18 protein-coding genes are annotated in these 24,667 nt (G+C 61.8%); 17 read left to right on the top strand and 1 reads right to left on the bottom strand.

From position 1 onward, the window contains the following. Positions 1 to 15: 15 nt before the first annotated feature. Positions 16 to 1,794 (bottom strand): caprolactamase subunit beta, encoded by a 1,779-nt coding sequence (gene capB, locus AC07E3_RS14360; RefSeq protein ID WP_336068838.1) that lies wholly within the window; start codon positions 1,792 to 1,794, stop codon positions 16 to 18. Positions 1,795 to 2,012: 218 nt separating this feature from the next. On the opposite strand from capB, the gene AC07E3_RS14355 reads away from it, so the two are divergent. From AC07E3_RS14355 to cysG, 17 genes are all read left to right on the top strand, one after another. Then, positions 2,013 to 2,966: an AraC-like ligand-binding domain-containing protein gene (locus tag AC07E3_RS14355; protein WP_336068840.1), complete on the top strand. Its 954-nt coding sequence runs from the start codon at positions 2,013 to 2,015 to the stop codon at positions 2,964 to 2,966. A 407-nt stretch (positions 2,967 to 3,373) separates the two neighbouring features. After that, on the top strand, positions 3,374 to 4,462 hold the full coding sequence (locus AC07E3_RS14350; protein ID WP_478362828.1) for a hypothetical protein: 1,089 nt from the start codon (positions 3,374 to 3,376) through the stop codon (positions 4,460 to 4,462). Positions 4,463 to 4,534: 72 nt separating this feature from the next. Then, a complete protein-coding gene (locus AC07E3_RS14345; protein WP_478362826.1) occupies positions 4,535 to 5,797 on the top strand; it encodes a Gfo/Idh/MocA family protein in 1,263 nt (420 codons plus the stop codon). Then, on the top strand, positions 5,794 to 7,356 hold the full coding sequence (locus tag AC07E3_RS14340; RefSeq protein WP_478362824.1) for a hypothetical protein: 1,563 nt from the start codon (positions 5,794 to 5,796) through the stop codon (positions 7,354 to 7,356). The genes AC07E3_RS14345 and AC07E3_RS14340 overlap by 4 nt, the downstream gene beginning before the upstream one ends. A gap of 77 nt (positions 7,357 to 7,433) precedes the next feature. Continuing rightward, the gene (locus tag AC07E3_RS14335; RefSeq protein ID WP_478362822.1) at positions 7,434 to 8,699 is read left to right on the top strand and encodes an ABC transporter substrate-binding protein; all 1,266 of its coding nucleotides are present in this window, start codon (positions 7,434 to 7,436) and stop codon (positions 8,697 to 8,699) included. A gap of 143 nt (positions 8,700 to 8,842) precedes the next feature. Further along, positions 8,843 to 9,718: a carbohydrate ABC transporter permease gene (locus AC07E3_RS14330; protein WP_322340546.1), complete on the top strand. Its 876-nt coding sequence runs from the start codon at positions 8,843 to 8,845 to the stop codon at positions 9,716 to 9,718. Further along, a complete protein-coding gene (locus AC07E3_RS14325) occupies positions 9,715 to 10,548 on the top strand; it encodes a carbohydrate ABC transporter permease (RefSeq protein ID WP_478362821.1) in 834 nt (277 codons plus the stop codon). The genes AC07E3_RS14330 and AC07E3_RS14325 overlap by 4 nt, the downstream gene beginning before the upstream one ends. A 3-nt stretch (positions 10,549 to 10,551) precedes the next feature. Next, a complete protein-coding gene (locus AC07E3_RS14320) occupies positions 10,552 to 11,583 on the top strand; it encodes an ABC transporter ATP-binding protein (protein WP_478362819.1) in 1,032 nt (343 codons plus the stop codon). After that, on the top strand, positions 11,580 to 12,500 hold the full coding sequence (locus AC07E3_RS14315) for a carbohydrate kinase family protein (RefSeq protein ID WP_478362817.1): 921 nt from the start codon (positions 11,580 to 11,582) through the stop codon (positions 12,498 to 12,500). The genes AC07E3_RS14320 and AC07E3_RS14315 overlap by 4 nt, the downstream gene beginning before the upstream one ends. Before the next feature lie 2 nt (positions 12,501 to 12,502). Beyond that, a complete protein-coding gene (locus AC07E3_RS14310) occupies positions 12,503 to 13,954 on the top strand; it encodes a sulfatase family protein (protein WP_478362815.1) in 1,452 nt (483 codons plus the stop codon). Between the two features lie 141 nt (positions 13,955 to 14,095). Beyond that, the gene (locus AC07E3_RS14305) at positions 14,096 to 14,689 is read left to right on the top strand and encodes an ANTAR domain-containing response regulator (protein ID WP_065815935.1); all 594 of its coding nucleotides are present in this window, start codon (positions 14,096 to 14,098) and stop codon (positions 14,687 to 14,689) included. Positions 14,690 to 14,692: 3 nt separating this feature from the next. Next, positions 14,693 to 15,922 (top strand): CmpA/NrtA family ABC transporter substrate-binding protein, encoded by a 1,230-nt coding sequence (locus tag AC07E3_RS14300; protein ID WP_478362812.1) that lies wholly within the window; start codon positions 14,693 to 14,695, stop codon positions 15,920 to 15,922. Positions 15,923 to 16,304: 382 nt separating this feature from the next. Further along, a complete protein-coding gene (locus AC07E3_RS14295) occupies positions 16,305 to 17,582 on the top strand; it encodes an MFS transporter (RefSeq protein WP_478362810.1) in 1,278 nt (425 codons plus the stop codon). 31 nt (positions 17,583 to 17,613) lie between these two features. Continuing rightward, entirely contained in the window at positions 17,614 to 20,058 is a 2,445-nt protein-coding gene (gene nirB / locus AC07E3_RS14290; protein ID WP_478362808.1) for a nitrite reductase large subunit NirB, read from the top strand. Next, positions 20,058 to 20,423, top strand: a complete 366-nt coding sequence (gene nirD / locus AC07E3_RS14285) for a nitrite reductase small subunit NirD (RefSeq protein ID WP_083212908.1) — start codon at positions 20,058 to 20,060, stop codon at positions 20,421 to 20,423. The genes nirB and nirD overlap by 1 nt, the downstream gene beginning before the upstream one ends. Continuing rightward, a complete protein-coding gene (locus AC07E3_RS14280) occupies positions 20,416 to 23,091 on the top strand; it encodes a nitrate reductase (RefSeq protein WP_478362806.1) in 2,676 nt (891 codons plus the stop codon). The genes nirD and AC07E3_RS14280 overlap by 8 nt, the downstream gene beginning before the upstream one ends. Continuing rightward, positions 23,063 to 24,514 carry a siroheme synthase CysG gene (gene cysG, locus AC07E3_RS14275; RefSeq protein ID WP_478362804.1) on the top strand — a complete coding sequence of 484 codons (1,452 nt, stop codon included), beginning with the start codon at positions 23,063 to 23,065 and terminating at the stop codon, positions 24,512 to 24,514. The genes AC07E3_RS14280 and cysG overlap by 29 nt, the downstream gene beginning before the upstream one ends. Positions 24,515 to 24,667 lie beyond the last annotated feature (153 nt).

Here is a 24,667-nt window from a genome sequence, read left to right as displayed (position 1 = left end):
GAAATGGGGAAGGGATCAGGCCGCGCGCAGTTTGCGCGTCGCTTCCAGATCGACCTTCAGTGACTTTTCGTCCTCGATAACGACACCGTAGTCGCGCCTGGCGCCCTCCAGCGAGACGAGCCCCAGCCTGATGTCGGCGATCACCTTCTCGACGGGACGTTTTCTGGGATCGCCATAGCCACCGCCGCCCGGGTTCATATTGGTCACGGTCTCGCCCGGCTTGATGACACCGATCGTGTTGTTTCGGATGGTCTCAACCTTGCCGTCGCGCTTGAGTTCGAGACGCCCGACCTTGGTTTCGGTCATTTCCGATTCAGCGCCGGCTGCCCCAAGTGCCGGAATACGGCGTCCTTCACCGAACATGATGAAGGTCATCTCGCTGTCGAGCGGCTCCACCTCCCAGGCGGTGCCGGACCCGCCGCGGTAAAGCCCCGCACCGCCGCTGTCGGTCATCAGCGAATAACGATGGATGACGATAGGATAGGAATGTTCGAGCAGTTCCACGTCGCCCGAGGTCAGTGCGCCGAAACAGCATTCGGGCCCGCAGGCGTGCCAGCCGTCCTGTTGCGGCGTCGCGCCGGCACCCGAAATGATGGTGGCGAGCACCATCGTCACATATTCCTCATCGTGGCGCCTGTCCCAGCCGGCGATGTTGAGGCCGTTGGCGTGCCCCCATGAGGCGGCGACCTTCGAGGGCATGGCCTTTTCGAAGGCAAGGCGCACCGCGTCGGTCAGGGTTTCCATGGGCGTTGTCGTGCAGTTCATGTGCGGCGCCGGTTCCTTGGCGTTGCACAGCGTGCCCTTCGGTCCCATATTCACGCTTACGCAGCGATAGAGCCCTTCATTGTAGGGCGGCGGAAGCTGGGCGAACATCATCAGGCCGAGATAGACGCCCGAATAGGAATTTCCCTCGTAGGAATTGATGAAATAGGGCACCTGCGGCGGGCTCGAAATCTCGATATGGCAATTGTCTTCCTTGATGGTGACTTTCGCCGTGATGTCGAAATCGCCGAAGCCGTGCCCGGCATCCTCCAGAACGGCCGTGCCTTCATAAGTCCCATCGGGCACGGAGCGGATCAGCGTGCGCATCTGCCGCTCCGCCATCACCAGAAGTTCCTCGATACATGCGTCCACCTGCTCCTTGCCGTATTTGTCGAGCATCCGGATGAGATTGCGTTCACCCACCTGGCAGGCGCCGATCAGCGCGTTGAAATCGCCCTCTTGGTCGCGGCGCGCGCGCATATTGGTCAGAAGCAGGTTGAGCACGTCGTTGCGCGGCTTGCCCCTGTCCCAGATCTTGACCGGTGGAATGCGCAGGCATTCGGCGTAGATTTCCTTGGCATCGGGATTGTAGCCGGCCGGGACCGGTCCGCCGATATCCGTCAAATGCCCTTTGCAGACCGTCCAGTAGACAAGCTCGCCCCGGTAGAAGACGGGCTTGTACATGCATGTGTCGATGGCGTGGCTACCGCCATAGGCGGGGTCGTTGTGCAGGATCAGGTCGCCCTCATGGATGTCGTCGCCGAAATAGGCCGACACGACCTTCATCGCCGGAATGAGCGACCCCAGATGGATCGGGATGTCCTGCCCCTGCAGGATCATTTCGGGCGTCGCGTTGAAGAGCGCCGTCGAATAGTCATGGGCCAGGTTGAAGACGCTGGAGCGCGCCGTCTTCTCCAGTGAAAGCGTCATCTCGCGCTGTGTGGTTTCGAGAATTCCGCGCACCACGGAAAGCGTGATCGGGTCCACGCCGCTTCCCGATGCCTGCTTCTGTTTCTTGACGATCTGTTCCATCCTCATGCCTTTCGCGGACGCATGGAATCCGCCGTGCGGGCACGAGCCTCCTCCATGTCGTTCCTGTTTGTTTTTTGTTCCTTGGCAACAGTAGGAACGGGAAGCCGCGCATGTCTTTGCGCGTCAGTGCGGGATATATTGTCGCCCAGTGCACTGGGCCGGCACCGCGTTTGTGCGCCGGCTTTTTCTATCCTATCCTGCGATGAGGAGATTGCCGGATGAGGACGCTGATATCGACAAGCGGAGTTGATCCTGCAAATCGCAGTGTGCACTGGCACAGCGCGATAGCGCAGGCCTATTTCCCTCTCGACCTGCACTTCCGGGAGCCGGACCGGTTCGGCGGTCGGCTGGAGGAGTGGTCGCTGGGCGGCGTGTCGTTGTCACGCCTGCGCTCCGAGGCGCTTTCCTATCACCGCCATCCCCACCATCTCACCTGCGACGAGCAGGAGCACCTCCTCATCACCATACCGATGAAAACGGAGGTCTTTTTCTCCCAGTCGGGGCGCGAGGTTTATTGCAAGCCGGGCGGCTACATCATCGAGCGCAGCCATGAGCCCTATGAGTTCAGCTATGGCGAGTGCGCCGACCTGTGGGTGATGAAGGTCGAGGCTTCCGCGCTTGGCGGCCGCATCCGCTCGCCCGACCGCTTCTGCGGCATGCAGTTTACGGCACGTGGTGGCATCTCCGGCCTGTTCGTGGATATGCTTCATCACATCCCCCAGCGCTTTGAGGCGATGAACGAGCAAGCCCGTGCTGCGGTGGGATTGCAACTGGTCGATCTTCTGGCGCTGTCGATCCATGCGGACGAACGCACGCTCACCTCGGGCGGGTCGTCCGTGCGCGCGGCGCATCTGAGCCGCGTGGAACATTTCGTCCGCGCCAACCTTCACCGGCGAGAGCTCGATCCCGATCTCATTGCGCGCTGCTGCGGCATCTCCGTCCGTTATCTGCATGAGCTCTTCCGCGATACCGAGCGCACACTCGGCCAATGGGTGCGCGACCTGCGTATCGAGGCGGTGAAGGCGGACCTGCGTGCGCGGGGAACGAAGATGTCCGTTGCTGAGATCTGCTTCAGACGTGGTTTCGGCGACGTCGCCCACTTCTCGCGCCTGTTCAAGCAGCAGGTCGGTTGCTCTCCCGGCGAATATCGCCGGAAGATGATGTTTTCCTGAAATCTGGACCGCGTGCCGCCCGATGCGGCGGCAAAACAAGGTGATGGAGAGGGTCAGCGTTTCCGCGGACCGGTGAGCCGGCCCAGGTGTTTGACCCCAGAGTTTGATGTTGCGGTCTTCTCAGTGAAGCTGAAAACCCGCAGTCCATCTGGCAGAGGATGAACGTCCTTGATTTCGTCTATTTCAGCGGGAGGGCCTCAGCGGTGCCACGCCTGGGCGCGCTGCTTGGTTGAGGTTGCGCCGTGGCTCCTTGCCATCCGGTGCGGACCGGACGTATGAGATCTTGTAATGCGACCTGTGTGCAGCGGAGCGTATTCCCGGGTTTGCATGCTGAGGCCGGATGACAACACGTGGATTGAACGCATTTGCACATTGATTTGAGTTTATATTGAGTTTATACTCAAGAAATGCAGAAACCCACGGCCTCCAAGCTGAAATCCCTGTCCGAATGGCTCGACATCAGGATCGCCGAGTCCGATCCGGGGGATCATCTGCCGACCGTCCGTGAGATGATGCGCCGCTTCTCGACGGCGCAGCGCACGGTCGAGCGCGCCTTGCAGCCTTATCTCGAGAATGGGCGCATCCGAGCACGCCCCGGTGCCGGCATCATTGTCTGCGACCCCCAATCCGAGGACGATCGGGAGACATGGGAAGGGGATCTGCTCGTCCTTTACCGTGTCTCGGACAGCCGGATCGCCCGCAATGTATTGCAGGAGGTCGAGCAGCGGCTGAAGCAGCGAAATATCAGCGTTCTGCAGATCGGCTACTCGACCGAGGAGCAGGCCCTCTCGGTCCTTGGCAAGATCGGAAACTTCAAGACCTGTCTTCTGCAGGTGCATTTCGAGGTGCTCTCGATCGAGTTTCTCGCCGCACTTCGCAAGCATGTGAGAAGCATTGTCATCGACGGTGTCTCGGCAACGGGCATCGACGCGGACGCCGTCGGGACGAATTGGCGCGAGGCGCTTTCGGTGGCGTTTCATGTGCTGCGTGACAATGGGCACGAGCGCATCGCCTTTCTCACTTCAGCCCACCAGGCGCGGCAGATTGCCATGGCCCGGCGCGAATACCTGCTTCTGTGCAGATCCTTGCCGTCACCTCGATCACAATGGCTGATCGAAATCGACAAGCTGCCCGGCGGATACAGCGTCGCCGACATCCAGAATGCCCTTGCCCAGCAGTGCCAGGAGGATGGCAGTCTGCCTTTCACGGCGCTGATCGTCTGGGGTGTCACGGAAGGGTTCATGCTCGAGCGGGCAATTCATGAGCTGGGGGCGCCCGTGCGCGACAATCTTAGCGTCGTCATGTTGGGAAGTACCGACTTCGCCTCAGAGCACCTCAATCGCTTCGACGTCGTCGGCAACGCCAATGCCGAGAAGTTCGACCTGTTCGAGACCCTGCTCGCCGACCGTGTCGCGTTTCGAGACCGGGAGCCGGAAACCCACTATCTCGAAATCAGCTACAAGCCGCATGGCAGCATCATTCCAATTGATTTCTGAGTACAAGATATATTGTACTGATTATTGTACTCAAATAAATTCCTCTCGCAATCTGGAGGAGCGAGAGAAAGCATGGATGTGGGGAGCCCGCACAGCACGGTAGGGGTGTCGATAATCGGAGCGGGCGAGCGCGGCGTTTACTTCGTCGGAACGCGCATGGCGGAAATCGCTGCAGAGACGGGCTTCCGGATCGTGGGTGTCCATGACGCGCTGCCTGATCGCGCGCGGTTCGCCGCCGAGCATCTCGATGCGATCTATGCGAGCTGCGGCATCGACCATCGGGTCCGGGTCTTCGATGATCTGGATGAGGCCGTTGGCACCGGGGCCGTGAACCTCGTTCTGGTGACCACGCACACCGATGCGCATCGCCGACCGGTGGAGGCGGCGATCGCGGCCGGCAAGCGTGTCTATCTCGACAAGCCCATTTCCGTGACGCTGGACGACGCGCGCGCCATCCACGAGGCGGAAGAGCGCGCCGGTTCTTCGATCATGATGGGCTTCACCCGCCGTTATGAGCGACCGTGGATTGAAGCTGCCCGTCTTGCGCATACCGGCGCAATCGGCGATCCGCAGATGGTTCTTCTGCGCTCGGTGATACCTTATACGCGATATCTGCAGCTCTGGCATCGCGACAATGCGCGCTCTGGCGGTGCGCTCAACGACAAGGGCTCTCATCACTTCGATGTGCTGAACTGGATTGCGGACGCACCGGCGGTTTCCGTTTCCGCCGTGGGCGGTCGCAGTTCCATATTCACGCCCGATCCGGATGCGCCGGCACGGTGCAGCGAGTGCGACCGCACATGCCCCTATCGCCGGCATGAGACGCTGGTGGATCGTTTCGAGGGTGTCGGGCGGGTGGCAAACCCCAGTTGGTCCCGCGCTCGCAATATCGAACATCGCAATGACAATTGCGTCTATCTGCCCGGGTCCGACATCGACGATCACGCAGTGGTCAGCGTGCGCTACGCAAATGGAATGAGCGCGTGCCTGTTCTTCGCAATCTTCGGTCCCTGGGCGGAGGACCAGGAAACCCTTGAAATCGTCGGCTCCACCGGGCGTTTGCGCATGGAGCGGCACTCCGGCGAAATCGACCTGGTGGCCGATCATGGTCATCGGCGCGAAACGATCTGCTTTCAGGACCCGGATCGCGGATCGACGCATTTCGGCGCCGATCTTCAACTTGTCCGCACACTTCGTCATTTCTACGGTGGCGAAAAGCCTCCGGTCGGCGTCGCCGAGGGCGTGGCGTCTCTGCGCATGGTTCTGGCCGCGCAGAAATCGCTCCGCGAGAACGGACAGCCCATCAATCCGCAAACCCTTGAGGCTGTCCGGTGAAGAACCTGCCCGACCATATGATGCCGCTGGCCGTCTCGCTCGGTGTCGTGCCGCTTTACGGCGACATCCACAATCACTGTGCGATGTCGTATGGGCACGGGCGCCTCGAAGATGCACTGGCGCGTGCCCGGCTTCAACTCGATTTCGTGTCCGTTACGGGACACGCCGCCTGGCCCGATATGCCGGTTGATGTGCCGGAAGTTGCGCATATCGTCGATTTTCACGTTAAGGGGTTCGCCCGACTGCGCGAAGTATGGCCGGATCACTTCGCCACCCTGAAACGGTTTGAGGAAAACGGGGTCTTCAGCGTTTTTCCCGGTTACGAGATACACTCCTGCGCCTATGGCGATCAGACCATCGTTTATGCGGATCTGGACGTCGCCGATCTCCAGCTTGCCGACAGCCCGGCGGAGCTTCGTGAAACCCTCCAACGGGCAAAGGCCGCTCGTGCGCTGGCGTTCCCGCATCACATCGGCTACCGGCGGGGTGCGCGCGGCATCGACTGGAACGCATTCGAACCGTCGCTTTCCCCATTTGTGGAAATGTACTCGATGCATGGCTGCGCCGAGACGTCCGAAACATCCCGTGGCTATCTCCATTCGATGGGACCGGTCGACGGGCACTCGACAATGGAAGCCGGGCTTGCCGCCGGGCATGTCTTCGGCATTGTCGGCAACACCGATCACCACAGCGGCTTCCCCGGGTCCTATGGCCATGGCCGCATGGGGCTCTATGCGCAGGGCCGCGACCGTGAGGCGATCTGGGCGGGTATGCGGGCACGCCAGACCAATGCCCTGACCGGAGACAGCATCCATTTGCTCACGGCCGTCGGCAATACCATCCAGGGCGGTATCGCGGCCCCTCAGGACGATGCGCAACTTGCCATCGAAGCGGTTGGCGGCGGCGCGGTGGATAGCATAGATATCGTCCGCAATGGAAGGCTCTGGCAGCGCATTACACCGTCGCTTGCGCCAGCGCCGATCGTGCCCGAGCGCGATGGCGTCATGGAAACCATTCTGCATCTCGAATTGGGCTGGGGCGCGCGCGGGACATCGCATCGCTGGCTAGGCGAAGTAGCGCTCGAGGGCGGTGATATTCTCAGGGTGGAGCCCCGTTTTCGCGGACAGGAGATCGTTTCGCCTCTGGAAGGTGAAGACGCCGCGCACCCCCTGCCGCATATTTCGTTAGAAGGGGGTGTTGTTCGCTTTGAGGTTACTGCCGAGGCGAATCCCAACAACGTTACGCCGGCCACGCAAGGGGTCGCCCTGCATATTCGCTCCGCACCCGATGCAAATATCCGCGCCCGGTTGGCGGGACAGGATATCGCGGTTCGTGTCGAGCGCCTTCTTGAGGGTGCGCTCAGCGGCAACCTCGGCGCCATCGACAGCCCGGCCTATCGCTTTCACGCCCTACCGCGGCCTCATGAATGGCAATGGGGTGGCACGGTGGAGCTTGGAGAATTCACGGATGGCGAAAATGTCTATGTGCGATTGCGTCAGGCCAACGGGCAGATGGCCTGGGCGTCGCCCGTGTTTTGCCGAATGCGCGGCAGTGCATGAGGAGGCGTTTCGTCCGACCGGTGCACACCAGCCGGAAAGCAAGAAGACAGGTGGGAACAAATCAAGGGAGAGATACCATGAAGTCATTGAAGACATTGGCGACGGCCATCATAGGCAGTTCGCTGCTGATGTATTCGGCCAGTGCCGCAGAACTCAACATCGTCCACGGTGCCATCGGCAAGGACAATGAGGTTTTGCGCGCGGAACTCGACCGGTTCGAGGAGCAGACTGGCCACACGGTCAATATCGTCTCGATGCCCGAATCCACCACCGATCAGTTTGGCCAATACAAGCTATGGCTTGCCGCTCAGTCGAGCGACATCGACGTTTACCGCATTGACGTCATCGGTGCGCCGCAGATTGCGGAACATTTCATCGACCTGAAAGAGCACACCAAGGACATTATCGGGGATTTCGTCCCTGCCGCGGTGGAATCGCAGACCGTCGACGACAAGCTGGTTGCACTGCCCATGTTCCTGGGCGCACCGGCGCTTTACTACCGCAAGGATCTTTTGGAGAAATACAACGAGCCCGTGCCGGAGACCTGGCAGCAAATGACAGACACCGCCAAGCGCATCATGAATGCCGAGCGCGAGGCCGGGAATTCCGACATCTGGGGTTTCGTGTTTCAGGGTGCCGCCTATGAGGGGCTCACCTGCAACGCGCAAGAGTGGATCGCCAGCTTTGGCGGGGGCCGGATTGTCGAAACGGATGGTTCCGTCGGGATCAACAACCCCAAAGCGGTCCAAGCACTTGAGCTTGCCAAATCGTGGATCGGCAGCATCGCGCCTGAGGGCGTGCTGAATTACAAGGAAGAAGATGCCCGTGGCCTGTTCCAGTCCGGCAATGCCGTGTTCATGCGCAACTGGAACTATGCTTATGCGCTGGCTGCCGGCGATGACTCACCCGTCAAGGACAAGTTCGCGGTAACCACGCTGCCGGTCGGCGCAGAAGGTGAGAAGTCGGCTGCCACCCTGGGTGGCTGGCATTTGGGGGTCTCCAAATATTCAAAATACCCCGAAGAAGCCATCGAACTGGTGCGCTTTCTGAACAATTACGACAATCAGAAAGAGCGTGCGATCATCACCTCGCGACCGCCAACGCTTAACGCGGTCTATGCCGATACAGAAGTGGGCGAAGCACAGGAGTTCATCCCGCTGTGGAAACCGGTCGTCGACAACGCTCTGCCGCGCCCGTCTGCTGCAACCAAGCGCAAATACAACGAAGTGTCTTCGGAGTTCTGGACGGCGGTTCACAACACGTTGTCCGGCGACGGATCGGCTGAGCAGAACCTGCGCAAGCTTGAAGCCCGGCTCAACCGCCTGCGCGGTTCCGCCTGGTAAGAAGCAATCCGCGCTGCGTCATCCCGCTTGGGCAGGCGTAGCGCGGTTTCCGAAATGGAGGATCGGAACACGTGGCGAGCAATGCCGGCATATCAACGCTTTCCAGGCAACGGATTCTTTCGGCCTGGTTGTTTCTCACGCCGATGCTGCTCGTACTGGCGTCCGTTGCGGCCTATCCGCTCATCCGCACCATCTATTTCGGTTTCACCGATGCATCGATCGACCTTATCGGGCAGGCGCAATGGGTCGGGTTCCGCAACTATCTCGAGTATCTGGACTATGGTGACGGGGAAGGTGAGTATTTCGGTCTCCTGGTGGATGCCGACTGGTGGCGCGCCGTCTGGAATACACTGCGCTTCACCATCATTTCCGTTTTCTTCGAAACCGTTTTCGGACTGGTGATCGCACTGGTTCTCAATCGCGAATTTCGCGGACGAAGCCTCGTCCGCGCGGCGGTTCTCATCCCCTGGGCAATTCCAACCATCGTTTCGGCGAAAATGTGGGCGTGGATGATGCATGATCAGTTCGGCATCCTCAACGATATGCTGCTCCGCCTGCACATCATCGCCGAGCCGATTGCCTGGACGGCATCGCCTGACACGGCCATGCTCGCCGTTCTCATCGTGGATGTGTGGAAGACCACGCCCTTCATGGCGTTGCTCATTCTGGCCGGGTTGCAGATGGTGCCTGGCGACATCTATGAGGCCGCGCGCCTGGATGGCGTCGGTCCTGTAAGGCTGTTCCTCCGCGTTACCTGGCCGCTCATCATGCCCGCCGTCCTGGTCGCCATCGTTTTCCGCGCCCTCGACGCATTGCGCGTCTTCGACATCATCTATGTGCTGACGCCAAACAATGAGCGCACGCGCACCATGTCGGTCTTTGCGCGCGACAATCTGTTCGACTTTGACAAGTTCGCTTACGGGTCGGCCGCTTCGACGCTGCTTTTTCTCATCATTGCCCTTCTGACCATCAGCTTCATCTGGGCGACGCGCATGAATGTGGAGGCTGACGAGCGATGACCTGGTCCGGATGGATAAAGACAGCCGCATTCTATGGGCTGGTGGGCGTGATCGTCCTGCAGGCGGTTTTTCCTTTCTACTACGCGATCCTCACTTCGCTGGAATCGGGACAATCGATTTTTGAGGTCAACTATCTGCCAGAGGCAGCTTCTCTGGCGAACTACTGGAGCATGATCTCAGACGGCGTCTTCGGAAAGCAGATACTGAACTCCGTTTTCGTCGCGACGGTCGTGGTGTTCATTTCCCTCTTTCTGGCCGTCACTGCCGCTTTTGCGTTGAGCCGTATCCGCTTCCGCGGTCGCGGGCTGCTGCTTTTGACGATCCTCTCGGTTTCCATGTTTCCGCAAATCGCGGTTCTTTCGGGCCTGTTCGAGGTGATCCGGGCCCTTGGCCTGTTCAACTCGCTCTGGTCGCTCGTTTTCTCCTATATGATCTTCACGCTTCCATTCACGGTCTGGGTGCTTACCACTTTCATGCGCAAGATGCCGGTGGAGATCGAGGAGGCGGCCATCGTCGACGGAGCGTCCTCGTTCACGATCATCTGGCGCATTTTCCTGCCGCTCATGTGGCCTGCCATGGTCACCACCGGCCTGCTGGCCTTCATCCACGCGTGGAACGAGTTCTTGTTCGCGCTCACATTCCTGTCGACCGATTCCCAGCGCACGGTCCCGGTCGCCATCGCACTCATTTCCGGCCTCAGCGAATTCGAAATTCCCTGGGGCAACATCATGGCGGCATCGGTCATCGTTACCCTGCCGCTTGTGGTGCTCGTTCTCATTTTTCAGCGAAAGATCGTTTCCGGCCTCACCGCCGGGGCGGTCAAGGGGTAAACCATGGCTTCTGTCGAACTCAGATCGGTTGAAAAATCCTTCGGCAGTGTCGAAGTTCTGCACGATATCAATCTGTCGCTGGAAAAAGGCGAGTTCATCGTATTCGTTGGCCCCTCCGGCTGCGGCAAATCCACCCTTTTGCGTCTGATTGCCGGTCTGGAAGACATCACCAGCGGCGAGCTTTTCATCGATGGGACATGTGTGAATTCCGTGGTGCCGGCCAAGCGCGGCATCTCCATGGTTTTCCAGTCCTATGCGCTCTATCCGCACATGAACGTTTACGACAACATGGCGTTCGGTCTGGAGCAGGCACGGCTTTCCAAACAGGAGATCGACCGCCGCGTTCGGGAAGCGGCGAGCATGCTTCAGATCGAGCAGTATCTTGACCGCAAGCCCAAGCAGCTATCCGGCGGGCAACGCCAGCGCGTCGCGATCGGCCGTGCCATCACCCGTCAGCCGAAAGTGTTTCTGTTCGACGAACCATTGTCGAATCTCGACGCGGCTCTGCGGGTCGATACGCGCATCGAAATCGCCCGTCTGCACGAGCGTCTCGCCGGCACGACGATGGTGTACGTCACCCATGACCAGGTCGAGGCGATGACGCTGGCTGACCGCATTGTTGTCCTCAATGCCGGGCGGGTTGAGCAGGTTGGCACGCCGCTCGAGCTTTATGAAAACCCCGCCAGCCGGTTCGTCGCCGGGTTCATAGGCTCGCCGAGAATGAATTTCATAGAAGGAGATGAACCGATTGCTGCCGGCGCCCACGCATTTGGCGTTCGTCCGGAGCATCTGGATGTCTCACACACCGAGGGCCGATGGAAGGGGACTGTCGTATTGGTGGAGAAGCTCGGCAGCGACACCTTCATCCACGTCGCCACTGAAAAGTCGGGCATGATCAACGCCAGAGCGGTCGGCAATCACGGCTTTCAGGCTGGCGACACGGTCTTTCTCACGCCGCGGGCAGGCAGCATCCATCTCTTCAACAAAGACGGCAAGCCAATCGACCGGCAATTGGTGCAAGGGGAACTGGAATGAGCGCGCGTACGATATTTGTCATCGGCAACGCAAATCTCGATCTCGTCACAGGCTGCATCGATGAATGGCCGGAGCCGGGGACGGAGATCTTTCTGCCGCAGTCGGATTTTCGAACCGGGGGGTCGGCGGCCAACACCGCACTGGCCCTGAAGCGGCTGCAACACCCGTGCGGGTTTCTCTCCGCGGTCGGCAGTGATCCTGCAGGTCAGATGATCGCACAGCAGTTTGACGGTCCGCTGGACCGGGTGAGGGCATTGCCGGTCCGCACCAGCATTTCCGTGGGCATCTTGCATGCCGGTGCCGAACGCACCTTCTTTTCCACAAACGGCCATCTGGACCACCTCGACCTGCCGTTTTTTAAGCAGGTGACGGAGAATGTGGATGTATCAACCGCTCTGGCGCTGGTCAGTGGTGCTTTCACCATGCCCGCATTGTTGCCTGACCACGACGCATTGCTTCGATCTCTAAAGGGCCGGGGGGCAGAAACCGCGATCGATCCCGGCTGGCCCGGGGAGGGTTGGACCCCAGAGGCGCGCAACCATGCCAAGGAATGGCTCCAACATTCCGATCATATCCTTCTCAATGAGAAAGAAACCATCGGCCTCGCCGCCGCGGATACGCTGGCGCAGGCATTGCCCTGGTTCACAGCGCGGTTGCGACCAGCAACCCGACTCATCGTCAAGCGTGGGGCGGAAGGCGCCCTTTGTCTGTGCGATGGGGCGGTCATGGAATGTGGCGCGCGTGACCTTTCCGTCTTCGATACGGTCGGAGCAGGGGACGCATTCAACGCCGGTTATCTGCATGCCGTCGCGGGTGGCGCTTCCATTCGCTCAGCGCTTGCCTGCGGCATTGATGTGGCCGGCCGGGTCATTTCGGAGTTTCCCCGCTCTTCTTCTCCTCTGGCGCCTGCGGCATAACCATGGCGCGGAATGTTCTGCTCCTCATCGCCGACGACCTCGGTCGCATGCTCGGCTGCTATGGCGAGAAGGCGGTCACTACGCCGTACATCGATGCGCTGGCAGCCGCCGGAACACGCTTTGACATGGCGTTCACCTCGACGGCGTCCTGCAGCGCCAGCCGTTCAGTGATCTATACGGGCCTTCACACCCATGAGAACGGTCAATACGGCCTGCATCATGACAATCATCACTTCATGACCTTCGATCATGTCGAAACGGCACCGGCTCTCTTCAACCGGCTCGGTCATCTGACAGGCATTATCGGCAAAGTTCATGTGGGGCCGCCGTCCGTCTATCCCTGGGCGGTGCGCGAAGAGAGCGCGACCCGAAACATCGGATGGGTGGCCCGCCAGTCAGAGGCGTTTTTCCAGCGGGCCAAGCGCGAGGACCGGCCCTTTTTCCTGACAATTGGGTTTGTTGACCCGCACCGCGACATGACCCGCGGCGGTTTTGGCAATGAGGAGGAACTCGATCCGGACGTCGAGCGGCGGCAATACGCGCCGGAGAAGGTCACAGTGCCACCTTTCCTGCCGGATATCGAAGAGGTTCGCCGGGAATTATCGGCCTATTACAGCTCGGTGCACAGGCTCGATCAGGGGGTGGGACGCGTGCTTGCCGCCCTCCAGGCGGCGGGTCTCGCCGATGACACGCTCGTTTGTTTTCTGAGCGACAATGGTGCCCCGTTTCTGAATTCCAAAACGACCTTATACGACGCGGGCGTTCATCTGCCGCTGATCATGCGCGTTCCAGGTCGCCTGGGCGGGGTGGCCAATCCAAACCTTGTGTCCTTCGCCGATGTGCTGCCGACCTTTCTGGACTGGGCGGGCTGGCAGGGTGGGGAGGGTGCGCGCCGTGGCCGCTCGGTGCTGCCCATTCTCGAAGAAACAGCGCTCCTGCCGGACTGGCAGATCGTGTTCGGTTCGCACACATTCCATGAGATCACCAATTACTGGCCGACGCGCTTCCTGCGCACCCCCCGCTACAAATATCACCGCAATGTCGCCTGGAAACTGGACTTTCCCTTTTCGGGCGATCTGTATGGATCGCTGTCCTGGGAAGGCATGCGAAACCGGTCACCGGTTATGATCGGGCAGCGTTCACTGGAGAACTATATTCGTCGCCCAGCGGAAGAGCTTTACGATCTGGAGGCCGATCCCGACGAGGTTCACAATCTCGCAAACGATCCCGATCACATGGAACGCCTCTCCGACCTGCGCACGCGCATGGAACGCTGGCAGCGGGAGACGGGCGACGCATGGCTCTTTCGCGACGGCGTTTCAGTTCGTGCGGTGTCGCACCATCTGCAACAGGGACTCCTTCTTCCCGACCGGTTCGACTTCGATGTGACGCAACCTGGCGGAGGAGATCCGAAGCGCTCTACGAGCGCACCGGTGGGTGGCCTTAAGGATTAGTCCTGCTCTGAAATTCCTACTGTCCCTCCTGCCCCCGCCATCGATCTGCCGACGGCCTGGCAGGTCGGGGCCCGAAGGCGGGTCGTGATTTCCCTCGTATCTTGCATTGCACAATTCGAACGCATACGCGAAAAATGCAGCATGACGGCCAAGCAGCTATCGATCCTGGTCATTGACGAGAACACGATCCGCGCCTCGATCATTGAGGCGGGACTGCGTGAGGCCGGTCATGAGCAGGTGACCCTGGTTCATGATGTCCACGCCATCGCCCGCCGGGTCAGTGAAGTGCAGCCGGACGTCATCGTCATCGACCTGGAAAATCCCAATCGCGACATGCTCGAAAACATGTTCAACCTCTCGCGCGCCGTGAAGCGGCCGATTGCGATGTTCGTCGACCGGTCCGACCAGGCCGCCATCGAGGCGGCGGTCGATGCCGGCGTGTCGGCCTATGTGGTCGACGGGCTGAGGCAGGAAAGGGTGAAGCCGATCCTCGATATGGCAATCAGCCGGTTCAACGCGTTCTCGCGCATGGAGCGCGAGCTGGAGGATGCCCGCAACGAGCTCGAATCCCGCAAGATCGTCGAAAAGGCCAAGGGAATCCTCATGCGCTCCAAGGGGCTTTCGGAGGACGAGGCCTACCAGCGTCTGCGCCGCGCGGCGATGGACCAGAACCGCAAGATTTCGGAGATCGCGCAGAGCCTGATCACCGCATCCGAACTGCTTGGAGGAGGATAGGACGTGAGCGCCCGCGATTCCATAACAGCCGGCTTCCTCCCGCTCCTCGACAGCGCCATTCTCGTTGCCGCGCGCGAGAAGGGATTTACGGAGGAAGAGGGCATTGCACTGACGCTGGTGCGCGAGACGTCCTGGGCGAACATCCGCGACCGTATAGCCGTCGGGCATTTCGAGATGGCGCATATGCTGGCGCCGATGCCCATCGCCGCCAATCTCGGCCTGACGCCCATGCGGCTCGATCTGCTCGCGCCGATGTCGCTCGGCCTCGGCGGCAATGCGGTCACCGTCAGCGCAAAGCTGTGGGCGGCGATGGCCGGGGAAGGGGCGACAGGGCCCGACGATCCGGCAGCGGCCGGTGCTGCCCTGCGCGCGGTGATCGAACGCCGGCGCAGAAAAGGCGAAGACACGCTTCGCTTCGGTGTGGTCCATCCCCATTCAGGGCACAATTTCGAACTTCGCTACTGGCTTGCTGCCTGCGGCATCGATCCCGAGCGGGATATGGAGCTCCTCATCGTTCCGCCTCCTTTGACGGCGGATGCGATGGCTGCCGGCCGCATCGACGGCTTCTGTGTGGGGGAGCCGTGGAACAGCGTGGCTGTGTCCGCCGGCCTTGGGCACATCGCCACGACGAAGGCGGCGATCTGGCGGTCGAGCCCCGAAAAGGTTCTGGGTGTGCGCCAGGACTGGGCGCGGGAGCATGGTTCGGTGCTCGCGCGGCTTCTGCGGGCGTTGCACCGCGCGTCCATCTGGTGCGGCGCAGCCGACAACCATGAAGAGCTCGCCGATCTCCTGTCGGCCCCGGCCTATCTCAACCAGCCCGCCGCGCTGCTGCGCGGGGCGCTCGATGGAGAGCTGGAAACCGGTGGCGGGACGCGGCGGTTTCCCGATTTTTTCGTGCCCGCGCAGAAGGCGGCGATCTTCCCCTGGCAGAGCCACGCGCTCTGGTTCTACTCTCAGATGGTGCGCTGGGGGCAGGTGCCGCACAGCGCTGAAAACGCTGAGACGGCGCGGCGGTCGTTCCGACCCGACATCTACCGTGCCGCGCTCAGGCCGCTCGGCGTGCCGCTGCCCTCCGCCAGCATGAAGGTGGAAGGGGCGCTGACCGCGCCCACTCCCGTCGGCGTTTCGGCCGGACAGCTTGTTCTTGGCCCGGATGGCTTTTTCGATGGCGCCGTCTTCGATCCCACGCGTCTCGACGCCTATATCGCCAGCCAGCGACCTGCCTTTCGATAGCCTCTCAGAGGATGGATTATAATTTAGGCACATTCCTTGTTTGCCTAATTTGAGTGCATCGCGACGCTGAATTAGACAGGATTCTGCTGCACGTGCGAAGGGGTGCTCTCTTTCTGATTTTTCATAACTATCTAGAAATAAAGAGAAAAGATCGTTTTTAGTGAAACTGGCATGGATGATGCATTGCGGTAAGCGGGTCCAGAGGGGACACCAAAGATAAGAATGCGTCCAACGACGGGCGCTTGAGGCAAGGCTGCCAGACGGTCGGTTCGCACCCGCTTAGCGGGGCGTGACGGACAGTCGGGCAGCCTTTTTCTTTTGTGTCTTCTCTATCGAAAGCCATGCCTCTCATGAGGCTCAAGCAGTTGGATTGGAAAAGCCGATGACCGCATTGCAGCCAGCCACGCCGACGCAAGAGACGACACCGCGCCGCGCGCTCACCATGTCCACCATAGCTTTCACGGTCTGCTTTGCCGTGTGGACGATCTTTTCCATCATCGGCATCCGCCTCAAGGAGGAACTGGGACTGAGCGAAACCCAGTTCGGCCTGCTCGTCGGTACGCCGATCCTGACCGGATCGCTCGTCCGCATGATCCTCGGGATCTGGACGGATCGCTACGGCGGTCGCCTCGTTTACATGGCAACCATGCTGACGGCGGCGGCCGCGACCGTCCTCCTGTCGTTCGCGCACACCTATACGATGGTTCTGCTTGCAGCGCTGGGCGTGGGCGTGGCGGGCGGCTCCTTCGCCGTCGGCGTGGCATATGTCTCGCGTTTTTTCCCGGCTGAAAAGCAGGGTACGGCGCTTGGCATCTTCGGCGTCGGAAATGTCGGCGCGGCGCTGACGAAATTCGTCGCGCCAATCGTGATGGTGGCCTGGGGCTGGGAGACCGTCGCGCAGTTGTGGGCAGCGGCCCTCGTGGTCATGGCGCTGGTGTTCTGGTTCACCACGAGCGACGATCCGGTGACCCGGGCTCAACGCTCGGGGCAGATCAAGCGCCGCAGCTTCGCCTCCGAATTCGAGCCGCTGAAGAACGTTCAGGTCTGGCGCTTCTCGCTATACTACTTCTTTGTCTTCGGTGCATTCGTGGCGCTCGCCCTCTGGCTGCCGCGCTACGTGATCGGAGTCTATGGCTTTGATATCAAGACCGCCGGCCTCATCGGCGCTGCCTATTCGCTGCCCGCCTCGGTATTTCGCGCCTATGGCGGCGCTCTCTCCGACAGGGCCGGCGCGCGCACGGTGATGTACTGGACCTTCGCGGTCTCCGCAGCATGCACGCTCATCCTGTCTATACCGGCGGCCGATTACGTCGTGCAGGGCATCGAAGGTCCAAAGACCTTTCAATTCGCGGTCGGCCCGTGGGCCTTCATAGCGCTGGTCTTCATCCTTGGTTTCTTCATGAGCCTCGGCAAGGCCGCCGTCTACAAGCACATCCCGGTCTATTACCCCGAGAATGTGGGCGCGGTCGGCGGCATGGTGGGCATGATCGGCGGTCTCGGTGGCTTCATCCTGCCGTTGCTGTTCGGCTACCTGAACGATGTCACCGGCCTCTGGACAAGCTGTTTCATGGCTCTCTTCGTCATCGTCGCCTTTTCCATCGGCTGGATGCACTTGGCCATCCGGAGGATGGAACGCCAGGCCGCCCTGCAGCCGGCCTGAAAGCACCTCCTGAGAAACCGGAAAGAACATCATGACTGAGAAACTTGTCGTGGTTGGCGCTGGAATGGCCTCGGGCCGCATGCTCGAGCATCTGTTCGAAGCTGAACCAAATGCCTTCGACGTGACCCTCTTCGGCGCCGAGCCGCGCGGAAACTACAATCGCATCATGCTCTCGCCTGTGCTGGCCGGGGAAAAGGCGTTCGAGCAGATCGTCACCCACGATACGGACTGGTACGCGGCAAACCGCGTGACCTGCCGCTTCGGCGAAACGGTCACCAGGATCGACCGCAAGCGCAAGGTGGTCCTGACCGCCGGCGGAGAAGCGCGCTATGACAAGCTGGTGGTCGCTACCGGCTCCGCGCCCTTCATCATTCCCGTGGCGGGCAGGGACCTGCCCGGTGTGATGGCCTTCCGCGACCTCGACGACGTCAACGCCATGATTGCAGCGGCGAAAAAGCCGAACGCCAGGGCAGTGGTCATTGGCGGCGGCCTTCTTGGCCTGGAAGCCGCCGCCGCCTTGCGCGGTCGCGGCATGGAGGTGGTGGTGCTGCACCTCATGGGGCACCTCATGGAACGTCAGCTCGATCCCGCCGCAGGATATCTCCTTAAGAAGGAGCTCGAGGACCGCGGCATCAGGATCCACACCGAAGCGCAGACCAAGGCCATCCTCGGCGATGAGCGGGCGGAGGCGGTGCTTCTGGACGACGGCACGATCTACCCGGCCGATATCGTGGTCATGGCTGTCGGCATCCGCCCGGAAACGCGCATCGCAACCGATGCCGGCCTGCATGTGGAACGGGGGATTGTCGTTGACGATCGCATGATGTCCTCGGATCCGGACATTCTAGCCATTGGCGAATGCGTGGAGCATGAGGGCATCTGCTACGGCCTTGTCGCGCCGCTCTACGATATGGCGAAGGTTGCGGCCAGGACGCTGGTCGGAGAGGAAGCGGCCTTCCGGCCGGTGGAGACAGCCACCCAGCTCAAGGTGACCGGTGTCAGCCTCTATTCCGCAGGCGATTTCGCCGAGGCCGATGATCGGGAAGAGATCGTCCTGCGCGATGCCAGCGCGGGCGTCTACAAGCGCCTCGTTCTGAAGGACAACCGCATCATGGGCGCAGTGCTCTATGGTGAGACTTCGGATGGCGGCTGGTTCTTCGACATGCTCAGGAGGGGCACGGACGTTTCCGATATGCGTGAAACGCTGATCTTCGGCCAGGCCTATCAGGGAGGAGGCCAGCTGGACCCTATGGCGGCCGTTGCAGCCTTGCCGGATGATGCGGAAATCTGCGGCTGCAACGGCGTATGCAAGGGCAAGATCACCGGCGCAATCACCGGGAAGGGACTGGCTTCGCTGGACGATGTCCGCGCTCACACCAAGGCGTCCGCCTCTTGCGGAACCTGCACGGGGCTTGTGGAACAGCTTCTCTCCCTCACGCTCGGCGACACCTACAATCCCGCTGCCGTGACGCCGGTGTGCGGTTGTACGGATCTCGGGCATGACGAGGTTCGCCGGCTTATCAGGGCGAAGAGGCTGAAGACCATACCCGCCGTCATGCAGGAACTGGAGTGGAAGACCTCGTGTGGCTGCGCCAAATGCCGCCCGGCACTCAATTACTATCTCGTCAGCGACTGGCCCGACGAATACGCCGACGACTACCAGTCGCGTTTCATCAATGAACGTGTGCATGCCAATATCCAGAAGGATGGCACCTATTCGGTGGTGCCGCGCATGTGGGGCGGGGTGACGTCGTCCGCCGAATTGCGGGCGATCGCCGATGTGGTCGACAGGTTCGATATCCCGGCGGTGAAGGTCACCGGAGGACAAAGGATCGACATGCTGGGCATCCGCAAGCAGGACCTGCCTGCGGTCTGGGCCGAGCTGGGCAAGGCGGGCTTCGTGTCCGGACATGCCTATGCAAAGGGTCTGCGCACCGTGAAGACCTGTGTCGGCTCCGACTGGTGCCGCTTCGGCACGCAGGATTCGACGGGCCTTGGCATTCGCATCGAGAAATTCATGTGGGGATCCTGGACGCCGGCCAAGGTGAAGATGGCGGTCTCGGGATGCCCGCGCAACTGCGCTGAAGCCACCTGCAAGGATGTCGGTGTCATCTGCGTGGAGTCCGGCTTCGAGATCCACTTTGCCGGGGCGGCCGGTCTGGACATCAAGGGCACCGAGAAGCTCGGCCTCGTAAGGAGCGAGGACGAGGCTCTGGAGCACATCGTTGCGCTCGTCCAGATGTATCGCGAGCAAGGTCACTATCTGGAGCGCATCTACAAGTGGGCCAAGCGCATCGGTTACGACGAGGTGCGCAGCCAGATCATGGATGATGCGGACAGGCGCAAGGCCTATTTCGACCGCTTCGTTTTCTCCCAGAGATTCGCTCAGGTCGATCCCTGGTCGGAGCGCGTATCCGGCAAGGACAAGCACGAGTTCAGGCCGATGGCGACGCTTTCTCTGGAGGCGGCTGAGTGATGAGGATGACCGGACAGGAATGGGTTTCGATCGGCACGCTGCACGACATCCCGCAGCGCGGCGCACGCTGCGTCAGGAACGGGGACATGACCATCGCCGTGTTCCGCACGGCCGACGACCGGGTGTTTGCCATGGAGGACAAGTGTCCCCACAGGGCAGGGCCGCTCAGCCAGGGGATCGTGCACGATGGCTGTGTCACCTGCCCGCTGCACAATTGGATCATCTCGCTGGAAACGGGCAGGGCGCAGGGCGCAGACGAGGGTGGCACGGCGACGTTTGCGGTGCGGTTGGAAGGCCAGCGGATCCTTCTGGCGCTGCCCTGCGGCTCCGCAGCAGCGGTTGCGGAAAGCTGCGACCATGGCTGACACTGTCCGCACGACCTGCGCCTATTGCGGTGTCGGCTGCGGGGTCCTGGCGACGCCGCAGCCGGATGGCTCGGTGGCGATCGCCGGCGATCCCGACCATCCGGCGAATTTCGGCCGGTTGTGCTCCAAGGGATCCGCGCTGGGCGAAACGCTGGCGCTCGACGACAGACTCCTCCATCCCGAGATCGGCGGGCGGCGAGCCTCATGGGACGAGGCGCTCAGCACGGTCGCTGATCGTTTTCGCGAGACCATTGAGCGGCACGGCCCGGACTCGGTCGCCCTCTACGTTTCCGGACAGATCCTCACCGAGGACTATTACGTCGCCAACAAGCTGATGAAAGGCTTCATCGGCGCCGCCAATATCGACACCAACTCCCGCCTGTGCATGGCCTCGTCGGTTGCAGGCCACAAACGAGCGTTCGGGTCCGATACCGTGCCCGGCACCTATGAGGATCTGGAGCTTGCCGACCTCGTCGTGCTGGTGGGCTCCAATCTCGCCTGGTGCCATCCGGTCCTCTATCAGCGGCTGGCCGCAGCCAGGGACAAGCGGCCTTCGATGAAGGTCGTTCTGATCGATCCCCGCCGCACGGCGACCGCCGGCATCGCAGATCTGCATCTCGCAATCGCACCGGATGGTGACGCGGCTCTCTTCACCGGTCTGCTGTGTTACCTTGCTGCGGTTGGCGCGACGGACCGGGAGTACATCGACCGGCATACGAGCGGCTTCGATGAAGCGCTTGCAGCGGCGGCAGGCTTCGACAATGCGTGGGTTGCAGCAGAAACAGGGCTTGCCCCGGAAGATTTGGAGACCTTCTATCGTCTTTTCGCCACCACGGAAAAAGTCGTCACGGTCTACAGCCAGGGCGTCAACCAGTCCGTGTGTGGAACCGACAAGGTCAATGCGATCATCAATTGCCATCTGGCCACGGGACGTCTCGGGCGGCCGGGCACGGGCCCGTTCTCGGTTACCGGACAGCCCAATGCCATGGGTGGGCGGGAAGTGGGCGGGCTCGCCAACATGCTGGCCGCGCACATGGCGCTCGAAGATGCTGGGCATCGGGCCCTCGTCCAGCGTTTCTGGAACGCGCCGCATATGGCGGACAAACCCGGCCTCAAGGCCGTGGAGATGTTCAGGGCCGTCGCCGACGGCCGGATCAAGGCCATCTGGATCATGGCGACCAACCCCGTAGACAGTCTTCCGGATGCCGATGCGGTGGCGAAGGCGTTGCGGGATTGTCCCTTCGTCGTCGTTTCGGACGTGGCTGAAAAGACGGACACGATCCGCCATGCCAACGTGAAACTGCCGTCCACGGCCTGGGGCGAAAAAGACGGCACGGTCACCAATTCCGAGCGGCGCATTTCGCGCCAGCGCGCCTTCCTCCCGGCTCCCGGCGAGGCGTGTGCGGACTGGTGGCAGATTGCGGAGGTGGCCCGGCGGATGGGGTTTGGCGAGGCATTCGCCTATGATACTGCGGCCGAGATCTTCCGGGAACACGCCGCGCTTTCTGCTTTCGAAAACGGTGGCAAGCGCGATTTCGACATCGGCGCCTATCAGGACGTGTCAGACGCGGACTATCAGGATCTGCGGCCCTTCCAATGGCCCCAGGGCCCCCAGGAGCGGCGAGGGCAGCCGGCGCAAAGGCGTTTCTTCGCGAACGGAGGGTTTTTCACCGGTGATGGCAGGGCGCGCTTCGTCGCGCCCCGTCCGTCCCGTGCCGCCATGACCGACGAGGCGTTTCCCCTGACCCTCAACACGGGCCGCGTACGTGATCACTGGCATACGATGACGCGCACCGGAAAGAGCGCACGCCTTTCGGCGCATATGGCCGAGCCCTTCGCCGAGATCCACCCTCGGGACGCCGCCCGGTTGTCCATCGGCGATGCCGACCTGGTCCGCGTCGAGAGCCGGCATGGCGCAGCGGTGGTGCGGGCGCTCGTCACGCCAAGGCAAAGGCCGGGTTCGGTTTTCGTGCCGATGCACTGGACCGCTGAGTTCGCGGCGCTCGCCCGCGTGTGTGCGCTGGTCGCTCCGGTGACGGATCCACTTTCGGGGCAGCCGGCTTCCAAGAATGTCCCCGTACGCCTCGAACGATTTGAGGCGGGTTGCTACGGCTTCGCCATCTGCGTGCGGCGTCCGAACACTGAGGGCCTGGACTACTGGGCGCTCGCGCGGGTCGATGGCGGCTGGCGGGTCGAGCTTGCGGTCAGGAATGACACGCCGGAGCAAGAAGCCTTCTTCCGCCGCCTGCTGGTGCTGAGCGGCCACGACGATGATGTCGAGATTCTTGCCTATTGCGATGCCCGGCGGGGCGACCATCGCATGGCGGCCTTCGAAAATGCGAGGCTTCTCGGTGCGCTCTATCTTTCCCGGAAACCTGTCGCCGTCGCCCGGGAATGGGTGAGCGGGCAATTTTCCGAAAGCCATGCGGACCCGCATTCCCGCTCCCGCGTGGTCGCGGGCAGGGGCGGGACGGACCGTCCGGACGCAGGTGCCATGGTCTGCTCGTGCTTCGGGATCGGCATCAATCAGATCGCCACAGCGGTGCGATCGGGCTGCACCACGGTCGAGGCCGTCGGCAGGTCGCTGTCGGCGGGAACAAACTGCGGCTCCTGCCGCGCGGAAATCAAGGGGATTATCGATGCACATCGCCTCCAGGCAGCCGAGTGAGCAATCTCCGGCGCGTATGGCGCCGCTCGCAGTTCTCCCAGTCTTCTTCGATCTTTCGGGAAAACGGGCGGTCGTGGCGGGCGGCACGGCGGCGGCCGCCTGGAAAGCGGAACTTCTGGCGGCAAGTGGCGCGGTGGTCCATGTCCATGCGGAAACCCTTTGCGATACGTTCGAGCATCTTTTGCGAGAGGGCGCCGCCGCCGGGTCCTTCATCCTTCACCGCCGGCGCTGGGTGGAGGACGACCTCCTCGATGCGGCCGTGGCTATTTGCGATGCCGAGGACGATGGAGAAGCCGCCGAATTTGCTGACGTCGCGCAAGCCGCGGGAGTGCCGGCGAACGTGATCGACCGGCCGCGCTTCTGTCAGTTCCAGTTCGGCACCATCGTTAATCGTTCGCCCGTTGTCGTCGGCGTCTCCACCGCCGGGGCGGCACCGGTTCTGGGACAGGCGATCAGGCGACGCATAGAGACCCTGCTTCCGCCTTTTGTCGCTGTCTGGGCGGAGCTTGCTGCAGGTCTGCGCGCCATCGTGATGCAAAGGCTCGCACCCGGCACGCCGCGCCGCGCCTTCTGGGAAGCCTTCGTCGACCGCGCCTTCCACGCGCCTCCTGCGGGACACGACATCGGAGAGATTGCCGGCGAAATCGAGCGACTTGCCGGTGCCGGGCGGGCTTCGACCGGTACGGTCACCCTTGTGGGGGCGGGGCCCGGCGATGCGGAATTTCTCACGCTCAAGGCCGTGCGCGCGCTGCAAGCGGCGGATGTGATCCTGTTCGACGATCTTGTTTCGGACGATGTGCTGGAGCTGGCGCGCCGGGAGGCGAAGCGCATCCTTGTCGGCAAGCGCGGCGGAAAGGCGAGTTGCCGACAGGATGACATCAATGCCCTGATGCTCAGCCTTGCCGGGAAAGGCAAGCGCGTGGTGCGGCTGAAATCGGGGGATCCCATGATCTTTGGCCGCGCCGGAGAAGAGATCGCCATGCTGCGGGCGCACGGAATCGCAGTCGACGTCGTGCCCGGCATCACGGCCGCCAGTGCCATGGCCGCTGCCCTGGCCGTATCCCTGACCCATCGCGACCACGCCAGGTCGGTGCGTCTTGTCACCGGGCATTCACGCCATGGCGGGCTGCCGGACGATCTGGACTGGAGGGCGCTGGCCGATCCTTCCGCCACGACGATCTTCTATATGGGCGGGCGGACTGGAGGAGAGATCGCCAGGCGTCTGATCGAACTCGGGCTTGCTCCCGGGACGCCCGTGGTGATCGCCTTCGCCGTCGGCGGCCCAGAGCAGTCGCTAATGACCATCGATCTCGCTCGGCTCGCGTCGGAAGACCATAGCCCTGCAACCGGCCGCCCGGTCCTGATCGGCATCGGCTGGGTTTTCGGCGAGCGGGCCGTTGGCGCCATGATCAGCGCAGCGTAGAGCTGTCAGTGTCGAGATCTTCTCAGCTGTTCTGTCGGTGTGAAGCAGACGTTGAGCCCCGCCCGAGATCATCCTGCCAATGATTCGGTGTGTTCGCAAACAGCTGCTAAAGAACCATCCCGATCTGCCCGTCTTACCTTGATTCCGGCCGTC

It is taken from the genome of Nitratireductor lacus (assembly GCF_056431025.1).
The sequence above is the reverse complement of the archived record's forward strand: the minus strand, read 5'-3'. Positions and strand labels throughout refer to the sequence as shown.

Coding starts and splice junctions, on each gene's coding strand:
- capB (WP_336068838.1), bottom strand. CDS start 1,794: ATGGAACAGATCGTCAAGAAACAGAAGCAGGCATCGGGAAGCGGCGTG.
- AC07E3_RS14355 (WP_336068840.1), top strand. CDS start 2,013: ATGAGGACGCTGATATCGACAAGCGGAGTTGATCCTGCAAATCGCAGT.
- AC07E3_RS14350 (WP_478362828.1), top strand. CDS start 3,374: ATGCAGAAACCCACGGCCTCCAAGCTGAAATCCCTGTCCGAATGGCTC.
- AC07E3_RS14345 (WP_478362826.1), top strand. CDS start 4,535: ATGGATGTGGGGAGCCCGCACAGCACGGTAGGGGTGTCGATAATCGGA.
- AC07E3_RS14335 (WP_478362822.1), top strand. CDS start 7,434: ATGAAGTCATTGAAGACATTGGCGACGGCCATCATAGGCAGTTCGCTG.
- AC07E3_RS14330 (WP_322340546.1), top strand. CDS start 8,843: ATGCTGCTCGTACTGGCGTCCGTTGCGGCCTATCCGCTCATCCGCACC.
- AC07E3_RS14325 (WP_478362821.1), top strand. CDS start 9,715: ATGACCTGGTCCGGATGGATAAAGACAGCCGCATTCTATGGGCTGGTG.
- AC07E3_RS14320 (WP_478362819.1), top strand. CDS start 10,552: ATGGCTTCTGTCGAACTCAGATCGGTTGAAAAATCCTTCGGCAGTGTC.
- AC07E3_RS14315 (WP_478362817.1), top strand. CDS start 11,580: ATGAGCGCGCGTACGATATTTGTCATCGGCAACGCAAATCTCGATCTC.
- AC07E3_RS14310 (WP_478362815.1), top strand. CDS start 12,503: ATGGCGCGGAATGTTCTGCTCCTCATCGCCGACGACCTCGGTCGCATG.
- AC07E3_RS14305 (WP_065815935.1), top strand. CDS start 14,096: ATGACGGCCAAGCAGCTATCGATCCTGGTCATTGACGAGAACACGATC.
- AC07E3_RS14295 (WP_478362810.1), top strand. CDS start 16,305: ATGACCGCATTGCAGCCAGCCACGCCGACGCAAGAGACGACACCGCGC.
- nirB (WP_478362808.1), top strand. CDS start 17,614: ATGACTGAGAAACTTGTCGTGGTTGGCGCTGGAATGGCCTCGGGCCGC.
- nirD (WP_083212908.1), top strand. CDS start 20,058: ATGAGGATGACCGGACAGGAATGGGTTTCGATCGGCACGCTGCACGAC.
- AC07E3_RS14280 (WP_478362806.1), top strand. CDS start 20,416: ATGGCTGACACTGTCCGCACGACCTGCGCCTATTGCGGTGTCGGCTGC.
- cysG (WP_478362804.1), top strand. CDS start 23,063: ATGCACATCGCCTCCAGGCAGCCGAGTGAGCAATCTCCGGCGCGTATG.